Annotated in this window: 21 protein-coding genes; 12 read left to right on the forward strand and 9 right to left on the reverse strand. The window is 36.8% G+C overall.

Going from position 1 to position 18584, the window contains the following annotated elements:
• Nucleotides 1–81: 81 nt before the first annotated feature.
• Together AC1DMU_RS15735 and AC1DMU_RS15740 are read right to left on the reverse strand one after the other, a co-directional pair.
• Nucleotides 82–903 (reverse strand): Cof-type HAD-IIB family hydrolase, encoded by an 822-nt coding sequence (locus tag AC1DMU_RS15735; RefSeq protein ID WP_087981923.1) that lies wholly within the window; start codon nucleotides 901–903, stop codon nucleotides 82–84.
• A gap of 281 nt (nucleotides 904–1184) precedes the next feature.
• On the reverse strand, nucleotides 1185–2468 hold the full coding sequence (locus AC1DMU_RS15740; RefSeq protein ID WP_046955487.1) for a purine/pyrimidine permease: 1284 nt from the start codon (nucleotides 2466–2468) through the stop codon (nucleotides 1185–1187).
• Nucleotides 2469–2563: 95 nt separating this feature from the next.
• Here AC1DMU_RS15740 and AC1DMU_RS15745 point away from each other — a divergent pair, with 95 nt between their 5' ends.
• The 3 genes from AC1DMU_RS15745 to AC1DMU_RS15755 all read left to right on the forward strand — a co-directional run bounded on the left by AC1DMU_RS15745 (nucleotide 2564) and on the right by AC1DMU_RS15755 (nucleotide 4284).
• Nucleotides 2564–3556: a potassium channel family protein gene (locus tag AC1DMU_RS15745; protein WP_000993991.1), complete on the forward strand. Its 993-nt coding sequence runs from the start codon at nucleotides 2564–2566 to the stop codon at nucleotides 3554–3556.
• 6 nt (nucleotides 3557–3562) lie between these two features.
• Nucleotides 3563–3850 (forward strand): YwdI family protein, encoded by a 288-nt coding sequence (locus AC1DMU_RS15750; protein ID WP_001167358.1) that lies wholly within the window; start codon nucleotides 3563–3565, stop codon nucleotides 3848–3850.
• A gap of 65 nt (nucleotides 3851–3915) precedes the next feature.
• Complete coding sequence (locus AC1DMU_RS15755; protein WP_000688322.1) at nucleotides 3916–4284, forward strand: DUF423 domain-containing protein; 369 nt, start codon at nucleotides 3916–3918, stop codon at nucleotides 4282–4284.
• Nucleotides 4285–4315: 31 nt separating this feature from the next.
• Here AC1DMU_RS15755 and gerQ read toward each other — a convergent pair whose 3' ends face one another.
• From gerQ to hemQ, 4 genes are all read right to left on the reverse strand, one after another.
• Nucleotides 4316–4744, reverse strand: a complete 429-nt coding sequence (gene gerQ, locus AC1DMU_RS15760; protein ID WP_000068635.1) for a spore coat protein GerQ — start codon at nucleotides 4742–4744, stop codon at nucleotides 4316–4318.
• 27 nt (nucleotides 4745–4771) lie between these two features.
• On the reverse strand, nucleotides 4772–5194 hold the full coding sequence (gene cwlJ, locus AC1DMU_RS15765) for a cell wall hydrolase CwlJ (protein WP_000538157.1): 423 nt from the start codon (nucleotides 5192–5194) through the stop codon (nucleotides 4772–4774).
• 175 nt (nucleotides 5195–5369) lie between these two features.
• On the reverse strand, nucleotides 5370–6641 hold the full coding sequence (locus tag AC1DMU_RS15770; protein ID WP_088065052.1) for a serine hydrolase: 1272 nt from the start codon (nucleotides 6639–6641) through the stop codon (nucleotides 5370–5372).
• Between the two features lie 356 nt (nucleotides 6642–6997).
• Nucleotides 6998–7741 (reverse strand): hydrogen peroxide-dependent heme synthase, encoded by a 744-nt coding sequence (gene hemQ / locus AC1DMU_RS15775; RefSeq protein ID WP_001287602.1) that lies wholly within the window; start codon nucleotides 7739–7741, stop codon nucleotides 6998–7000.
• A gap of 279 nt (nucleotides 7742–8020) precedes the next feature.
• Between hemQ and pta the strand changes: the two genes are divergently transcribed.
• Nucleotides 8021–8992 carry a phosphate acetyltransferase gene (gene pta, locus AC1DMU_RS15780; protein ID WP_000067226.1) on the forward strand — a complete coding sequence of 324 codons (972 nt, stop codon included), beginning with the start codon at nucleotides 8021–8023 and terminating at the stop codon, nucleotides 8990–8992.
• 48 nt (nucleotides 8993–9040) lie between these two features.
• Here pta and lipL read toward each other — a convergent pair whose 3' ends face one another.
• Entirely contained in the window at nucleotides 9041–9886 is an 846-nt protein-coding gene (gene lipL, locus AC1DMU_RS15785; protein ID WP_046955490.1) for an octanoyl-[GcvH]:protein N-octanoyltransferase, read from the reverse strand.
• 129 nt (nucleotides 9887–10015) lie between these two features.
• Nucleotides 10016–10708: an RsfA family transcriptional regulator gene (locus AC1DMU_RS15790; protein ID WP_087981931.1), complete on the reverse strand. Its 693-nt coding sequence runs from the start codon at nucleotides 10706–10708 to the stop codon at nucleotides 10016–10018.
• Between the two features lie 284 nt (nucleotides 10709–10992).
• Between AC1DMU_RS15790 and AC1DMU_RS15795 the strand changes: the two genes are divergently transcribed.
• The 6 genes from AC1DMU_RS15795 to AC1DMU_RS15820 all read left to right on the forward strand — a co-directional run bounded on the left by AC1DMU_RS15795 (nucleotide 10993) and on the right by AC1DMU_RS15820 (nucleotide 17011).
• On the forward strand, nucleotides 10993–11217 hold the full coding sequence (locus AC1DMU_RS15795) for a YuzB family protein (RefSeq protein ID WP_000526075.1): 225 nt from the start codon (nucleotides 10993–10995) through the stop codon (nucleotides 11215–11217).
• A gap of 312 nt (nucleotides 11218–11529) precedes the next feature.
• Complete coding sequence (locus AC1DMU_RS15800; protein ID WP_000388283.1) at nucleotides 11530–12585, forward strand: FecCD family ABC transporter permease; 1056 nt, start codon at nucleotides 11530–11532, stop codon at nucleotides 12583–12585.
• Complete coding sequence (locus AC1DMU_RS15805) at nucleotides 12582–13598, forward strand: FecCD family ABC transporter permease (protein ID WP_088065051.1); 1017 nt, start codon at nucleotides 12582–12584, stop codon at nucleotides 13596–13598. The genes AC1DMU_RS15800 and AC1DMU_RS15805 overlap by 4 nt, the downstream gene beginning before the upstream one ends.
• Before the next feature lie 15 nt (nucleotides 13599–13613).
• Nucleotides 13614–14426, forward strand: a complete 813-nt coding sequence (locus AC1DMU_RS15810; RefSeq protein ID WP_000212064.1) for an ABC transporter ATP-binding protein — start codon at nucleotides 13614–13616, stop codon at nucleotides 14424–14426.
• Nucleotides 14427–14615: 189 nt separating this feature from the next.
• A complete protein-coding gene (locus tag AC1DMU_RS15815) occupies nucleotides 14616–15560 on the forward strand; it encodes an ABC transporter substrate-binding protein (protein ID WP_088065050.1) in 945 nt (314 codons plus the stop codon).
• Between the two features lie 146 nt (nucleotides 15561–15706).
• Entirely contained in the window at nucleotides 15707–17011 is a 1305-nt protein-coding gene (locus tag AC1DMU_RS15820; protein ID WP_000262747.1) for an HD domain-containing protein, read from the forward strand.
• 39 nt (nucleotides 17012–17050) lie between these two features.
• Here AC1DMU_RS15820 and AC1DMU_RS15825 read toward each other — a convergent pair whose 3' ends face one another.
• Nucleotides 17051–17236, reverse strand: coding sequence for a 2-hydroxymuconate tautomerase (locus tag AC1DMU_RS15825; RefSeq protein WP_001147171.1), 186 nt, complete (start codon nucleotides 17234–17236; stop codon nucleotides 17051–17053).
• Between the two features lie 112 nt (nucleotides 17237–17348).
• On the opposite strand from AC1DMU_RS15825, the gene AC1DMU_RS15830 reads away from it, so the two are divergent.
• Nucleotides 17349–18023, forward strand: coding sequence for a site-2 protease family protein (locus AC1DMU_RS15830; RefSeq protein ID WP_000372469.1), 675 nt, complete (start codon nucleotides 17349–17351; stop codon nucleotides 18021–18023).
• 25 nt (nucleotides 18024–18048) lie between these two features.
• Nucleotides 18049–18558, forward strand: a complete 510-nt coding sequence (locus tag AC1DMU_RS15835) for a YwhD family protein (RefSeq protein WP_087983730.1) — start codon at nucleotides 18049–18051, stop codon at nucleotides 18556–18558.
• Nucleotides 18559–18584: the final 26 nt, after the last annotated feature.

Here is an 18584-nt window from a genome sequence, read left to right on the forward strand (position 1 = left end):
ATATAGTCACAAAAGCATGAGAATTTAAATAAAAACCTATTTGAAGTGTTTGACTTCAAATAGGTTTTATGAGTGAAAATATTAAACAAGTGCTTCTCTTTTTAGTACGAACTTCTCTACAACTTTTGCAACGCCATCGTTCATATTTGTATCTGTTACGTAGTTTGCAATTTCTTTAATATCATCTGGTGCATTGCCCATTGCAACACCAAGACCGGCGAATTCGATCATTGCCTGATCGTTATAGCTATCGCCCATTGCGATAACTTCTTCGCGCTTAATGCCAAGTTTTTGAATCAGTTGGTTTAAGCTTGTTCCTTTTGTAACACCAGCTTCAGTAAATTCTAAGAAGAATGGTTTAGAACGCATAACGCTTAATTGGCCTTCTAGTTGTTTTTGTAGTTTCTTTTCTACTACAACAAGTCGTTCAGCTTCTTTATTCATTAATACTTTTACTACAGGCTCTTTAACAGCAGCTTTAAAGTCATCTACTACAACAATTGGCATACCAGTAATATCGCCCTCAATTTCAGTATAAGGATTATTTTCTTCTGTTACGATATCATCGCCAATATAAGTATGAATCCATACATCTTCAGTCTTACTAATTTCAAATAGGTTGTGAACGATTTCAGGAGATAGCGTACTACTAAAGATTTCTTCGCTTGTTTTACAGTTAATAATTTTTGCGCCATTAAAAGATAGAATGAAACTACCGTATTCTTCTAAACGAAGTTCTTTCGCTACATTGCGCATACCAAATGTTGGACGTCCAGAAGCAAGTACAACTTTTACACCTTGCTCTTGTGCAGTCATTAGAGCCTCTTTCGTACGAGGTGAAATGGTATGGTCGTCACGTAATAAAGTATCATCTAAGTCTAAAACAATCATTTTATAAGTCATATTGAAAAGTCCTCTCTTTGTTGAAATAGAAATAAAGTTTTATGAAGATATTGGGGAATATATAGTAAGACATCGAACTTCTTTATGTGAAGCTAGGAGAAGTTCTGTATTTTTAGTATAAATTATCACGAGCACGTTGCCCATGATAATTTATACTGCTAATGCCCGATCGGTGAGAGCTAATCATTAGTAAAGATGAATAGCTCTCATTGATTAAAGTTTCACTTTATCATTATCGTAACAACTCTAAAGATAGAGTGCAATAATGGAAGTTTTCCAATTTACGATGGTTGTTTTTCTGTAGAACGAGAAAATAGTATTTCGAGCAAAATTGCCATTACAGATCCAAGAACAAGACCGTTACTTAAAAACGATGCTAGAAACGGCGGGAGTGTAGAAAATGCTCCTGCTGGAACAAACATAACTCCGACTCCTGTAAAGATTGAAAGACCTGCTACTTTAAATAACCGTTCTTTATCTTGTACTGTTTCGTATTCGCGAAAGGCAAGGCCAATCATGCTTGCAAATACAGGGTAAATGGCAGCATATCCGACTGCGACAGGTATCGCCGCAAAGAATGAAGTAATCTTTGGGAATATACTAACGAAAATAATAAAGCTTGACCCTAACATAAATGGGAGTCGTTTATAAATATTAGTCGTTGCAATAAATCCTGCTGATCCAGAAATCGCGACAGGTCCAATAGCTGAAAAAAGGCCTCCTAGCAATTGATTTATTCCTGTTATAATACCGGCTTGTTTGAAACGATCTGGTGCTGCATTCTTTTCATACTTAGAGACAATCCTTTGCACAACGCGAATACTTGCTAACATATTTGTTAGAAGTAATAGTGTAACGAAAACTACCGTAATTGCCATGTTCCATTCAATACGAGGCATTCCGAAAACAAATAGAGACGGAAAACGGATTATATCTGTCACAGGCGTTACTGGATTTGATAATCCGAAGCATGCGAATAATATCCAGCCGCAGACGATACTGAAAAGAACGGAATATTGTCCAATAATAGGTAGCTTCATGATGAAAAAGGATAGTAAAATAACAATGAGTGAAAGAATAAATACGTCAGCTTGTACCTCTGTATGTTGTCCGTCAAGACCGAACATTCCCTTTAAGAAGGACCCGCTAAGTTGCGCGACGAGAAGAAATAAATATGTTCCAATTACTGTCGGTGTAAAATAGCGCACTAGTTTATCGATGAGTCCAAAAACACTAAGAATAATACAAATGATACCACTCAATAGGAAAGCGTACTGAAGGACTTTAAGCGTTTCATTGCTGGATCCAAATAATACGACACCTAAACTTGCATAAAGGGAGAAAATACCCCACCAAAGTCCAGCAGGACCTTCTTGAATAGGAAGTTTATGCCCAAATATAGCTTGCAGTAGGCCAGCAAAGCCAAGAACAAATAATGTTCTTTGTACGAATGCAATAGCTTCAGCGCCATCGAGACCATAATTAGTTGCGACGCTAATTGGTACAATAAGGCTTCCAGCTAAAATAAATAGTGCCCATTGTAAGGCGGAAAGAAATGTTTTCATTATATCAACCTCTTTCATAGATTCCGTATCTAGTATATATGTATTTCATTTCCACTGGCAAAGATTGTAGATAGAGAAAAGAGTTGAAGCGCAATATGAATGCACGGAAGCAATTATGGATAGCAGTTATATGTATGACTTTTGTTGTAATTCTAGGAACGCTAGGATTTATGATGATTGAAGAGATTAGTTTGTTTCAAGCATTTTGGATGACGATGATTACTGTATTGACTGTTGGATACGGAGATGCCGTTCCTGTAACGCAAGCGGGGAAAGTATTTGCACTCCTTATTATACCTGTTGGTGTCGGTATTGTTACGTATGCAATTGGTGTAGTGGCAGCTATGATTATTGAAGGGAATTTATTTCATGCAGTACGGAGGAAGAAGATGGATAAACAAATAGCACAGTTACAAAATCATATTATCGTATGTGGTTGCGGTAGAGTGGGGCTTCAAGTTGTACATGAATTGCAAGAAAAGAAAATCCCATTTGTCGTTGTTGATAAAGATGAGAGTATATTGGAACAGGAAAAGCTTTTATTTGTACACGGAGATGCAACGGAAGACCAAGTGTTACATCATGCTGGAATTTCAAAGGCAGCTGGTTTAGTTGCTATCGTAGCAAATGATGCTGAAAATGTATTTATTACATTAACGGCAAGAGGGCTAAACGATGCAATTAAAATTGTGGCAAGGGCGGAAAAACCAGAAACCGAAGACAAATTAAAGCGTGCTGGGGCAAATAAGGTGATTAATCCATCTAGCATGGCAGGAATTCATATTGCAAAAGGTATTGCGAATCCGCTAACAGTTCATTATATTGATACAGTACTATATGGCATGGAACAGTCATTTGTAATTGAAGAAATTGCAGTCGGCAAGGGTTCTATTTTAGCTAGTAAATCGTTACTAGAGAGTGATGTGAGAAATCAATTTGATGTAACAATTTTAGCGATTTTGAGAAATGGGGATGTTATACATAATCCAACGGGGCAGGAAAAACTACAAGAACATGATATGATAATAGTGTTTGGTTCAGTAGAGAAGCTAGGACAATTTGAGAAAGAACTACAAAGTAAGAGGTGACAAGGAATGCAAATATCGAGCGATAAGATTTTAAATAAAATGGCGAATGAAATTGCAAAGGCAAAAAGCAGTGAAGGGCAACAATCAAAAGCGCATTTATTAGTTGTGCGAGCGTTATGTGATTTATTATTAGATGAACAAGCTGAGCCTTCTATGTATAGAGAACCTGAGATTCCATCACAAGTAATTGGATCTCAGCCTATGACGACAGTTCAACCAGTTATGCCGGTTTCTGGAGAACCTGTGTATATAAAAGAAGAAGGCGCAAACGGTAATTCTTTATTTGATTTTTAGAAGATAAATCGTTTGGCTTATATGAAAAAATTGCTTATGATAAAGGTAAAAAAAGGGGAATTAAGATGAAAATTTTCTTTTTACTAGGTTGTATTGCGGCAGGGCTATCTGTTGCGCTAGGGGCTTTTGGAGCACACGGTTTAGAAAATAAAGTTTCTGCAAAAATGTTAGAAGTTTGGAAAACAGGCGTTACATATCAAATGTTTCATGCCGGTGGACTATTCGTAGTTGCTTTATTAATGGATAAAATTCAATCATCACTTTTAACTACTGCTGGCTGGCTTATGGTAGCTGGGATTATTATGTTTTCAGGTAGTTTGTATGCATTAAGTACGACAGGTATTAAGTTCTTTGGCCCAATTACACCTCTTGGTGGTGTAGCGTTTATTGTGGCATGGATCTTAGTCGGAACTGCAGTTGTAAAAGGCTTATAAAAAAACAAAAGCTGGCATATGCCAGCTTTTTTTATGGTCTTGGAGCATAAGTTGCTTGTTGACTAGGTAAATACATAATTTCTTCTGGGAATTCTACATAATCTAAGTAAATCATTAGTAGTAAAAAACGTTTCCCCGATTGCGGTTCACTAATAACGATGTGATCACGTCCAGCTGCCTCAATAATACCTGTATAAGATTGTGTACCGAGTGAACTACCACGCTCATAAGTCATTACTACGGTGGCTTGCTTGCCTTTGTTCAAGCGAAGAATATTTTCAATATACGACTGTTCTAATGGTAACATGCCTTGAGAAACGGCATATTGAGCTTGCGCAGCTTGTTGTTGCATCGCTTGCTGTTGTTGCTGTTGCTGTGGGGTCATTTGTTGCTGTTGTGCATAAGTTCCAGATGGTTGATAAAAACCTGTTCCATAATACGGGTTTTGTTGCTGTGCCATTCAAAAATCCCTCCTCGTTTTCATTCCTTAATATACGCTAGGGCAATCCCCGGCAGATGGTTGGAAGAAGCAGTGCTTTTTAAAACGTCCAGAGTTTTGTTGGTCATACCAAGTTGGTGGGCAAGGGCCTTCAGGTCTAAAAAACCATAAGGCGAAATTTGCAGGCCAAAAACGTTGTCCTTGAATCGTTCGCCTTGCTAATGCGATATCTTGTTCTCTTGCACGCTGATAAAAATACCCTTTTTGCGTTGCCTCAAAACCGCCAGGATTTTGATAAACCATTTGACGTAAATTACGTATTTTTTTAAAATCTAAACAATTTCCGCGGACACGATTTACCCCTACGTTTCCGACCATTAACATTCCTTGTTGTCCTTCTCCTTCGGCTTCAGCACGCATCAGTCTAGCTAATAACTTTACATCTTCTTCGTTATAAGCAATAACACCCATTATGTGTCACCTCTCTTTTTGGAATACCTTGTGGAAAGAGGTTTATTTCTAGATGAAGTGTGTAACGATTACTAGTTCATACGTATGAGAAAAAGGACTCAGATATGACAACCAAACGAAGTTTTACATGGAGAGAGGAAAATAAAAAAAGCTAGCGTGAGCTAGCTTTCCATCATTAAAATACTTTAGACCATAAGTTTGAAAAGAAATCTCCGATAGAGCGCATTGTTAATACGAACCAATTTGCCTTTTCAACTTCTTCTGTCGTTTTTGCAGTAACTTTCATACTTTTACTACCGTCTAAGAAACCATATTTATCAGTTGATTCTAAAGTAATTGAGCCTACTTTGGCATCTTTCTTAATAGGAGCAACTAAATGTCCATCTTCAGCAAGAGATTTATCTACTTCAGTCCCAATTTTATAAGGATCTTTGCTACCTTTTTTCGCAATTACTGTTATTTCTTTTTCCGGTGTAACAGTCACTTGATCTTCTTTCCCTTTTACTACAGAGATTGTATTATTTTTATCAACTTTTAACTTTTGTTTTTCGAAGTTATTAAACCCGTACTCGATTAATTCACGAGATTCTGTGAAGCGCTCGTCCATTGATTTTGTTTTAATAATAACTGAAATAAGACGTACATCACCACGTTTAGCAGTAATAGTGAATCCATATCCAGCGGTATCAGAACTACCAGTTTTTAAACCATCTGTTCCTTCATAAGAGAAAGCAGCACCTGGTAACATCCAGTTCCAGTTTTCCATACGAATTGGTTTCGGATGATTATCTGGGAAGTTTCTAAATCTTTGTTTTGTATCCTCTAGCATTTCTGGATACTTTGTAATCATTGCTTTTGAAAGCATACCCATATCGCGAGCTGACATGGAATTTTCTCCATTCGGATCCGTTCCCTCAGGGTGTTTTCCTTTTAAGTCAGCGTTATTTAACCCAGTAGCGTTTACAAATTTATATTTCTTTAACCCTAGTTTTTTTGCATGTTCATTTGCAAGATTCAAGAAATTCTTCTCACTTCCTGCAAGAAGTTCTGCTAAGGCAATACTAGATCCGTTTGCAGAGAAGATAACGATAGAATGATATAATTCTCTTACAGTATATTGACGTCCCTTTTCAAACGGAACGTTAGAGAATTCATTATTACGTGAAACTTCATAAGCATAATCAGAAATGTTTACCTTTGTATCCCAAGTAATTTTTCCTTCTTTAATTGCTTCTAATACGGCATAAACAACAATTAATTTTGACATACTAGCAATAGCTAGTAATTCATCTGGATTTTGTTCATGCAGTATTTTTCCTGTATCTGCATCAAATAAAAGTGCAGCTGCCGCCTCAATGTGTATTTTTTCTTCAGCATGGGATGTTGTTACTCCTAAGGAAGAAATTGACAATAAAAGCGCTAGTAAAATAGACAAGATTTTCTTCATATAGATTATCACCTTCGCATCGTTATTAGCATGTAGCTCGTACCATTTTAGCATAAATTTGGATATAGAAAGGTTACAATTTTGTAAGGAAATTGAAAAGAATTTGTAGATTTTTGTTCGAATTTGCAGAGAAAGGAAGTATTTTGAGGAGAAATATAGAGGGTAATAAAAAAAGGAACGAAATTCGTTCCTTTTTTACGATTTGCCCCGCTATTTGCCGGGCAGTAAGATCCTCACCTAAAAATTAAGCGAAAGCAAAGAAGTTAGATGGGCGATCAACTGCTTGTAAAAGCCCGATTGGTGAAGGCTAATAATTAGTGGGGATGAACAAAACCCCCACTGATTAAAGTTTCACTCTATATGTGTAAAAACTTCTCTACCTTTTCGTCTGGTAAAATGTTTCCAACGAAAAATGTTCCGAATTCACCATAACGAGCACTTACTTCATCGAAGCGCATTTCATATATAAGTTTTTTAAATTGAAGAACATCGTCAGCGAATAATGTTACGCCCCACTCAAAATCGTCGAATCCAACTGATCCTGAAATAACTTGGCGTACTTTACCTGCGTACTGGCGACCGATTTTACTATGACTGTACATCATTTTTTTACGTTCTTCCATAGGAAGCATGTACCAGTTGTCATCACCTTGGCGACGCTTATCCATTGGGTAGAAGCAAATGTGATTTGCTTTTGGTAGTTCTGGATATAAGCGAGCTAAGATTTGTGGGTTTTGATATGGATCTTCATCAGCTGGAAGGTAGTTGCTTAGTTCAACAACAGATACGTAAGAGTATGCAGGAACCATATATTCAGCTAATGTTGTTTTATTCAATTCTGTCTCAATTTCATTTAACTCTTCCATTGTTGGACGTAAAATCATAAGCATAATATCAGCTTTTTGGCCAACAACAGTATACATTGCATGACTACCTTTTTTCGCGGTAGATACTTCGTTCCATTTTTCAACGACATTTAAAAATTCAGACACAGCTTGTCCGCGTTCGTCGCTAGATAATGTTTTCCATGCAGCCCAATCAATAGAACGTAAATCATGTAAACAATACCAGCCATCTAACGTTGTTGTTGCTTCACTCATTCTATTCACCTCAGTTAATGATAGTTTTACACGTTAACTATAGCATATATAGTTTTAAAATCATCTATATAAAGCCTTAGCGCATAAAATTGTCACATTTAAATTTACTTGAAAATAGGAGAAGATGAGGCTTAAAGGGGATTTATTTCTAGGCTGAATTTTATGAAAATATAATCATTTTAATTTTATCTATTTTTTGGGAGCTATAAGTTTAAAATATAGAGGAAAAGCAGTATTCTTAAAGATAGAGTTTTTTAACATATGTAGGAGGGTTTATTCGTGAGCAACTTATTTACAACAGTAAAAGAAAAAGTTCAAGGAAAAGGCATTTCTATCGTACTTCCTGAAGGAACTGATGAAAGAATTTTAGGCGCTGCAGAGCGTTTAGCAAAAGAAGAGTTAGTACAACCAATTTTAGTTGGTAATAAAGAAGAAATTAGCGCAAAAGCTGCTAGCATGAATTTAACATTAGCAGGCGTTGATATTTATGACCCAGCTACATACGAAGAAATGGATGCAATGGTAGCATCTTTCGTTGAACGCCGTAAAGGTAAAGCAACTGAAGAAGACGCTCGCAAAATCCTTAAAGACGAAAACTACTTCGGTACAATGCTTGTATACATGGGTAAGGCACACGGTTTAGTAAGTGGTGCAGCTCACTCTACAGCTGATACAGTTCGTCCAGCACTTCAAATCATTAAAACAAAACCAGGCGTTACAAAAACTTCTGGCGTATTTATCATGGTACGTGAAGAAGAGAAATATGTATTTGCTGATTGTGCAATTAACATTGCACCAAACAGCCAAGATTTAGCTGAAATTGGTATCGAGAGTGCGAAAACTGCTGAACTATTCGGTATTGATCCACGCGTTGCTATGTTAAGCTTCTCTACAAAAGGTTCTGCGAAATCTCCAGAAACAGAAAAAGTTGTAGAAGCAACTCGTATTGCAAAAGAAATGGCTCCTGAATTAACTTTAGATGGAGAATTCCAATTCGATGCTGCATTCGTACCGTCTGTAGCTGAGAAAAAAGCTCCAGGTTCTACAATTAAAGGTGATGCTAACGTATTCGTATTCCCAAGCTTAGAAGCTGGTAATATTGGCTACAAAATCGCTCAACGTTTAGGTAACTTCGAAGCAGTAGGACCAATCTTACAAGGTTTAAATATGCCTGTAAATGATCTATCTCGCGGATGTAACGAAGAAGAAGTGTACAAGTTAGCTTTAATTACAGCAGCTCAAGCACTTTAATTCTATAATGAATCGAAATAAAGACCGTCGCTATTATAGCGACGGTCTTTATTTTTCTAAGCCAAGTGCTTTATTGTTACGATCAATAATACGTTGTAAATTCGTCTCATATAAAGGTATTTCATCTATTGTTAATTGAGATGGTGTTAACTTTGGAGCGAATTGCTGCAGTGTTTTTAAAAGGCGCATCATTAAATCTTGTACTGTAATAGTTTCGCCAAGTAATTCTGAAAGTGAAGCCATCGTACTCGGTACAATTTCAGGATACGTAAAGCGTGTTTCTTCTCCTTGAATGGCTAGGTTGTAGAAATCACGAACGAGTGCGGCACGCTCAGAGCCACTTCCTGTAGCGCAGAGATAAATTTGGACAGCGACACCACCGCGAATACGGCGCTGTGAAATGCCAGCAAATTTTTGATTGCGAATACTTAAGTCATAGCTACCAGGACAGTAAGAACCAACAATTTCTTTTGCCTCGATTGTAACATCGTAATCGTTTAACATTTCCTTAATTAAATGCCACATTGTATCGTATCCAAGATCAATATCGATACCTTTTTCTGTCTCTTGGAATAAAAGTGATACGTTTAAAACACCTTCATCAAGTACGACTGCAAGTCCACCGGAATTACGAACGATAACATTGAAGTTGTTTTCTTGTAAAAAGGAAATACCTTCTTCCAAGTGTGGTAGGCGTGAATCTTGAATGCCAAGAACAATTGTATTGTGATGAACCCAAGAACGCATTGTTGCAGCTGATTGACCATTTCCAATGCTTGTGCACAGTGTGTCATCCATTGCGAATGACTGCAATGCATGGAATGTTGGTCCCAAACTAGACTGATCTACAATACGCCACTCTGGCTGAGATAAAATGGAACGGGAATTGCTCATATAACTAACCCCTTATCTTTAAAATGACAATCTCTATTATAGCAAAAAATGAAGAAGGGGGTTTTCTCGCATATAAAGGGAAAGTTTAAAGATGAAAGACTAAAAAAGGATGCATTACATGCATCCTTTCTATTCTGCAATTTTTTCTAAATTACCGTTTCGATCCATTCGGAAAGATGTTTGAGAACGTTCTTCGTCATCCATGACTGCCAACTTACGAGCTCGGTTCATAATATTCATAAGTGTTTCGTAATCTTCTTGTACAGTATGAGATTGTTTTTCTAATTTTTCTAGTTTCTTTTCTAGTTCTTCATTTCGAAGGATTTGTGCTCTAATCTCTTGTTTCAATCTCGTATTCTCGTTTTCAAGAGCTGTCACTTTTATATTTGAAGATCCGACTGTTTGTAAAAAATAAATAACATCTTGCATTGTCATAGAGCTTTTTGTAGCAGGAACGGTAGTTTCTTTATATGGAATAGCTTCTTTATATTGTACAATTGATTCCTCTTGTACGAATTCTTCATAATCAGTTATCGAATCTGAAGCTGGCGGTGTATAAAGTAAACGTTTTTTCGCTTGTTCACCGCTTGCAGCGCGCATTTTATCTTTACGATGTTTTTTTGCTAGTTGAAGAGCTTGTTCATAACTATAGCGAACAACAGCATTCCAACGGAAACCACAGGCAGCCGATGTACGATTTAATTGATCACCCACTTCTTCAAATGCATTTAATTGAGTACTTCCTTCTCGAACGTGACGAAGTACAGTTTCAGCAAGTAATAAATCATCCTCATCCGTCCAAGCATCTTGTCTTACTTTCATAGATTCAACTCCCTTTCTTTTTATGAACTTCCTATTTTTATAATGGGCAAAAAAATGAGCTTTTATACAAAGCTTTTAAAAATATGGTAGATTTCGATGAAAGGTATAAATTTTGCCAAGAATGACGTAAGCTTCTGTAGGAGAACATATAAATATGTAGCATTATATGAAGAAAGAGCTTTAAAGGGAAACTTGCAACGAGCTTCAAAGAGCGGTAAAATACCATTTAGTGTTTATTTTTAAATGTRCTTGAGAAAAGTTTAAAATAGAGGAAGTGTTATATAATGGGGAACGAATTTCGTGTGTGTGATGATTGTCAGGCAACGAACGTTAAAACGTTGATTCCAAAGTTAAAAAAAGTAGATTCATGTGCAACGATTGAAGTTGCATGTCAGTCTTACTGTGGTCCTGGTCGTAAAAAATCATTCGCATTTGTAAATAATCGTCCAGTCGCGGCTCCAACAGAAGATGAATTAATTGTAAAAATTGAAGCAAAGTTAAATAAGTAAGAAAAAGAAGAGTGAACAGATTACTCTTCTTTTTTTATGCCCATACGAGGAATGAGTTATTCTACGAAAATACAATTGAGTAGATTAACATTCAATGAAGGAGGGGCATCATCTATTCATTCAAATTTCAATTTATATAAATTTATATTTCAAAATAATGGTTGACAGTCTTTTGAAGCGATAGGTAGAATAGAAAGTGTCTGATTCTGATAATCATTATCAAGAAAAGGTCAATTAACCTAATTTTTTATTACTATTTGAGAATAAATTTCATTTCATTAAATATATGTTGTTGGTTAGGATGGTTGAGGTATGGAAGCGAGCGCAAGGAGTATAGAACAGCAAGATGTGAATGTTAAAGAGATTAAGAGCAGGCCGCTCGTTGCTTCTATTATTTTAGTAGCAGGTACAGTTTTGTTAGCTTTAAGCATGGCAGTTTCTATTTCGTTTGGTGCTGCAGATATTAGTTTAAAGACTGTATGGCAAGCTGTGTTTCAGTTTGACGGTTCTATTACGCATCATAACGTAATTCAAGAACTTCGCATGCCTAGAGCAATAGGGGGCGTAGTTGCAGGTGCCTTTTTAGCAGTATCAGGGGCAATTATGCAAGGTATGACGCGAAATCCACTTGCTTCACCATCGTTAATGGGAATTACAGATGGAGCTGTATTTGGAATTGCAATTATGTATGCATTCTTCCCTAATTCACCCTATTTAATGTTCGTTATCGCATCTTTTATTGGGGCTGCGTTTGGAGCGAGCATTGTATATGGAATTGGGTCTTCTTCACCAGGTGGATTAACACCTGTGAAGTTAGCTTTAGCGGGTGCAGCAATTAGTGCTTTATTAGGGGCCATTTCATCTGGAATTGCGCTATATTTCAACCTTGCCCAAGAGGTGAGTATGTGGAATGCAGGCGGAGTTGCGGGAGTGAAATGGGAAAGTATTAATATGTTAGTACCAATTGGCCTTGTTTGTCTCTTTATTGCAATTATGATGTCGAGGTATATTACAATTTTAAGCTTCGGTGAAGAAATTGCGATTGGACTTGGTCAAAATACGACATTAATTAAATTTATCGGAACAGTACTTGTTCTTGTGTTAACAGGTTCTGCGGTTTCTATGGCAGGATCGGTTGGGTTTGTTGGTCTTGTAATCCCGCACATGACTCGTTTCCTTGTAGGCTCAGACTATAGATGGGTTATTCCATGTTCTGCGGTCTTAGGCGGGCTGTTAATTGAATGTGCAGATATGTTATCTCGCGTTATTAATCCGCCGTTTGAAACGCCAATTGGAGCAATTACAGCGCTAATTGGGGTTCCATTCTTCCTCTACTTAGCACGTAACGAAGGGAGAGGGAAAATGTGAGGACAAGTGTCTTAACAAAAAAGAACGTTTCTGTTTTAACAATCTTAGTAGGATTAATCGTTACTGTATTTTTAGTAAGTTTAAATACAGGGACATTTAAAATACCGCCAATGGACGTATTAAAGTCATTGGTTGGACTCGGGGCTGAAGATCAGTCTGTTATTTTATTTGAATTCCGTATGCCGCGTATGGTCATTGCCATATTAGTTGGATCTGCTTTAGCGATGTCAGGTGCGATTTTGCAAGGGTTATCACGTAATCCACTTGCTGATCCAGGTATTATTGGTATTAACGCTGGAGCGGGGTTAACAGTCGTTATATTCGTTTACTTTTTCTTCGGGAAAGTTGGAACTGGTACATTTTTATCTGTATTTATCCTTCCTTTCTTTGCGTTGGTTGGTGCGATATTAGCAGCGGTTATTATTTATTTACTAGCATGGAAAGACGGCGTTTCATCAACGAGATTAATACTTGTCGGTATCGCTGTTGCAGCCGGGTTTGGTGCTGTTAGTTTAATTTTTTCTATGAAGATGACATCTAACGATTTCCGTTTTGCTACGATTTGGTTAGCAGGAAGTCTATGGGGCACAGATTGGAAATTCGTACTAAGTGTACTTCCATGGATGGTTATTTTCTTGCCACTTGCTATTAGTAAGGCTCACATATTAAACATAATGAACCTAGGCGACTCCACAGCAGTTGGCCTTGGTGTAAATGTAGAAAAAGAAAGACGTAAATTATTGTTTATTGCAGTTTGTTTAGCTGGTGCATCTGTTGCTGTTGCCGGAGGAATTGGTTTTATCGGTTTAATGGCTCCGCATTTAGCTAGACGCCTTGTCGGTGGTAAACATCAAATTATGCTGCCTACCGCTGCACTAATAGGGACGTTTTTACTCTTATTCGCAGACGTAATTTCAAGAAGTGTGTTAACAACTTCAGAAATACCGGTCGGTCTTGTTATTTCTGTAATTGGTGCACCATATTTCATATACTTACTTATGAGGACAAAATAAAGGGAGGCTTTTTGTATGGCAACTTTAGCAGTTGATGCGGTATCTGTTGGCTATAATGAAGGGTTAATTATTGATGGATTAACAGTTGAAATTCCGGAAGGGAAAATTACAACAATTATTGGACCAAATGGTTGTGGGAAGTCCACATTATTAAAAACAGCTTCTCGTATTTTGAAGGCGAAAAAAGGTACTGTTTATCTTGACGGAAAAGCAATCGAGAAACAGCCAACGAAAGAAATCGCAAAGAAAATGGCGATTTTACCACAGACTGCAGAAGTGCCAACTGGCCTTACTGTGTTTGAACTTGTTTCATATGGACGTTTTCCTCATCAAAAAGGATTTGGAACGTTGAAAGAAGAGGATTATCGTTACATTCATTGGGCACTTGAAGTGACGGGAATGACAGAATTCGCAAATCGTCCAGCAGAGGCGTTATCAGGCGGGCAACGTCAACGCGTATGGATTGCGATGGCTCTTGCACAAGGGACAGAATTACTCGTATTAGATGAACCGACAACGTACTTAGATATGGCTCATCAATTAGAAGTATTAAACTTATTGAAAAAGTTAAACGAAGAAGAAGGTAGAACGATTGTTATGGTTATCCATGACTTAAACCATGCTTCTCGTTTCTCAGATCATATGATTGCATTAAAAGCAGGTAAGTTAATGAAGCAAGGAACGCCAGACGAAGTGATGACGAGTGAAACACTTCGCAGTGTATTTGAGATTGAAGCTCAAATCGTTCCGTGTCCAGTAAACTGTAAACCAATTTGTTTAACATATGATTTAGCGATGATTAGTAATCAATTGCGTAAAAAAGCATAAGTAGATCCCCCTCGTAAAGAGGGGGGCTTCTAATGGACGTTGAGCTTCTTATTAGTAAATAGGAAGTTGAACACCCGTTAGAACGGGGCATAAGCAACAATTAATCAATATATATTTATTAATTGTTAATCTTGTTTCTTATAGTTCACTGTAACTTATAAGAGAAATACAGCTAGAAGGAGTGGGAACATGAAGAATTTTAAAATGGCGTTATTAGCAATGGTATTAGTCGTTACTTCTGTACTATTTGCAGCTTGTTCTAACAAAGAAGAGAAGAAAGCAGATGCGAAGGATGCGAAGACTGAAGAGCGCACTGTACAACACGCAAAAGGGGAAATTAAAATTCCTGCAAATCCAAAGAAAATTGCTGATCTTAGTGGTTCAACAGAAGAATTATTAATCTTTGGTATGAAACCAATTATTACTGCTAATACATCTCAAGAAAAGATTGATGCACATATTGAAAAGAAATTAAAAGACGTAAAACCAGTTGGTTCTGCTTGGGGCGATAAAATTAACATCGAAGCAGTAGCTGCTGCAAAACCAGACTTAATTCTTGTAAACAATCGTCAAGAAAAGATTTATGATCAATTATCTAAAATTGCACCAACAGTTATGTTAAAAACTCCATTAGACCAATGGCGTCCGAAATTCGAAGAAGTAGGTCAAATCTTCGGTAAAGAGAAAGAAACGAAAGAATGGTTCAAACAGTATGATGAAAAAGCAAGCAAATTACATGACAAAATCGTTGCGAAAACTGGCGATGCTAAATTTATGAAAATGGCTGCATATCCAAATGCTTTCCGCGTATACGGTGACTACGGTTACGGTAGCGTAATCTTTAATGATTTAAAATTACCAGCAGTTAAAGGTACACCAACGGATAAACCACTAGTACAAGTACAAAAAGAAGCTTTAATCGATTACAACCCGGATTACTTATTCGTATTTACAACTGGTGACGGTTCTCAACGTCTAAAAGAATTCAAAGAAGAATCAATTTGGAAAAACATGAACGCTGTTAAAAACAACCACGTATTTACAATTAAAAACGAAGACGTAAACAAAGGTTACTTCCCTCTAGGTAAAGAAATGATCTTAGATGAAGTTGCTGAATTCGTTTTAGGGAAATAATGTATAAACAGAAATCACTTTTACTTTGGTAAAAGTGATTTTTTCTTTATATAAGGGCAATTAATATAGTCTTTCATTTCTTTCTGTTTCCTATTTCGTTTATAATATATAGTAAGAATGCAGTAAAGAAAGGGGGATGTCGGAAGGTGGTATATTTAAACGACAAACTCAGCGAAACAAAAGTGTTTAAAGACCCGGTACATAAATATGTGCACGTGCGCGATCGTGTTATTTGGGATTTAATCGGAACGAAAGAATTTCAACGCTTGCGCCGTATTAAGCAGCTTGGAACGACATTTTTTACATTTCACGGTGCAGAGCATAGTCGCTTTACTCATTCGTTAGGTGTATATGAAATTATTCGTCGTATGATTGATGATGTGTTTGATGGCAGACCAAACTGGAATGCTGAAGATAGATTGTTATGTTTATGTGCGTCATTACTTCATGATGTCGGTCACGGTCCATTTTCTCACTCGTTTGAAAAAGTATTTTCATTAGATCATGAGAAATTTACGCAAAAGATTATCGTTGGAGATACGGAAATTAATCGCATATTAAGTCGTGTGGATAAAGACTTCCCGCAAAAGGTAGCCGATGTAATCGCCAAAACATCTACGAATAAATTAGCGATTAGCATGATTTCCAGTCAAATTGATGCAGATCGTATGGACTATTTATTAAGAGATGCGTATTTCACTGGCGTAAAGTATGGAAACTTTGATATGGAACGTATACTACGTGTCATGCGTCCATATGGGAATCAAGTAGTCATTAAAAATAGTGGTATGCATGCTGTTGAGCATTATATTATGAGTCGTTATCAAATGTATTGGCAAGTATATTTCCATCCGGTAACGCGCAGTGCCGAAGTTATTTTAACGAAGATTTTACACCGTGCAAAATCATTGCATGAGAAGTATTATACATTTAAAAATCATCCGGTTCATTTCTATTCTTTATTTGAAGAAGAAGTTACAGTAGAGGATTATTTAAAGTTAGACGAGAACGTTATGTATTATTACTTCCAAGTATGGCAAGACGAAGAAGATCCAATTTTAAGTGATTTATGCCGTCGTTTTATGAATCGAAACCTATTTAAATATGTAGAGTTTACAGATAAGCACGGTTTAGATAATTGGATGGAATTAAGTAGCTTATTTAAAAAGATTGGACTTGATCCAGAATACTATTTAGTAGTTGATTCAACGTCAGACTTACCGTATGACTTTTACCGTGCTGGTGAAGAAGAAGAACGTCTGCCAATCTTACTTCTTATGCCAAATGGAGAGCTTAGAGAGCTTTCGCGTGAATCGGATATTGTTGAGGCAATTACTGGTAAGAAGAGAAGGGATCAAAAACTATTCTATCCGCATGATTTAATCTATGAAGATGGAAGAAAAGGAAAATATAAAGAGAGAATCATCGAATTACTAGAAGGAAAAAAATAAGAAGCAGCTAAGAGCTGCTTCTTATGAAAGAACTTGAAATTATTTGTCGCTTAAGCGTTTTCCGCCAACTGCATAATGGTTTTTAGACATTTCTTCGATGAAAACAACGATGTTTTCTTCAGGAGCACCAGTTGTTTCGCTTACTGCTGCTGTTACTTTCTCAGCAAGAGCTTTCTTTTGTTCCTCTGTGCGTCCTTCTAGCATTTTCACTGTTACGTATGGCATATATAATCGCTCCTTTTATGTAAGTTACACTCTTATTATAGCGGATTATGGGGAAGAACAATCGAAAAAACAAATAATTTCTTTTTTTGACATATTGAAGAGGAGATGAATCATGGATCAGTTATTTAGATACCCATTGCAACAAATTCCGTTGGTAGCAATGGCCATTATTATTGCGTTATCAGTGCATGAATTTGCGCATGCATATGTTGCATATAAATTTGGAGACGATACAGCAAAGAAGCAAGGCCGTTTAACATTATCACCGATGGCGCACTTAGATCCTATTGGGATGATCGCTGTATTAATTCTTGGTTTTGGTTGGGCAAGACCTGTTCCTGTTAACCCATATAACTTTAAAAGGCCGCGTCTTGCAGGGATATTAGTTTCAATTGCAGGCCCAATTAGTAACTTAATTTTAAGTGCAATTGGTTTAATTATTTGGTATAGCCTATTAACATTTGGTGTATTAGATTCAATTCCATTTGCAGTAGCAGATACATTGGCTCAATTCTTCCGAATTTTTATTATGCTTAATATCGTATTACTTGTATTTAACTTATTGCCAATTCCGCCACTTGATGGGTATCGAGTTGTGGAAGATCTAGCACCAACAAATATTCGTGCGAAAATGACACAGTATGAAAAGTATGGAGCAATAGCGTTATTAATTCTTGTTATTACACCGCTTAGCAATTATACAATTCAACCTATTTTTAATGTTGTCATTCCATATGTATTTGTATTTTTAGACAGTATCATTGCGCCTATTTTTGGCCTTTTATAATCATTAAGTGAGGAGGAGTTTACATATGACAGAGAAAAAGAAAAAAATCGGTTTTAATATCGTGAAAAATGATTCAACAGATGGACATGGTGGTTTTGGTGTTGGAGCATTAAGTCTAGAAAACATTTCACCTGTATTTGTCGATGTACTAGAGAAAACAGCATTTGTTGATATCGGTGCAATGCATGCACGTAGTACAGTCGAAAAAGGTATTAAGTTTTTAACAAATAAAGATGAAGTTCCAAACGGAAAACCATTTTGGCTTGTGTGGGTAACGATTGAAAGAACGGCGACAGGTGCTTATTATGCAGGTGTAACAGCTTGTGAAATGACAGTTGACCGTGAAATTCGCCGCGGATATAAATCACTTCCAGAGCACGTAAACAAAATGGATAAATCAATGAAGCGTTACATTATGGTTGACCATATGGATGAATCATCTAAAAAAGTACTTGGTACATTCTTGAAAGAACATAATGAAGCGATTTGGAACGAATCTAGTGAAGAATTGCGCCGTGCATTATTAAGTGAATAAAAAATAGCTGACGGATGCCCGTCAGC

The sequence above is a fragment of the Bacillus sp. 01N45 genome (assembly GCF_056399205.1).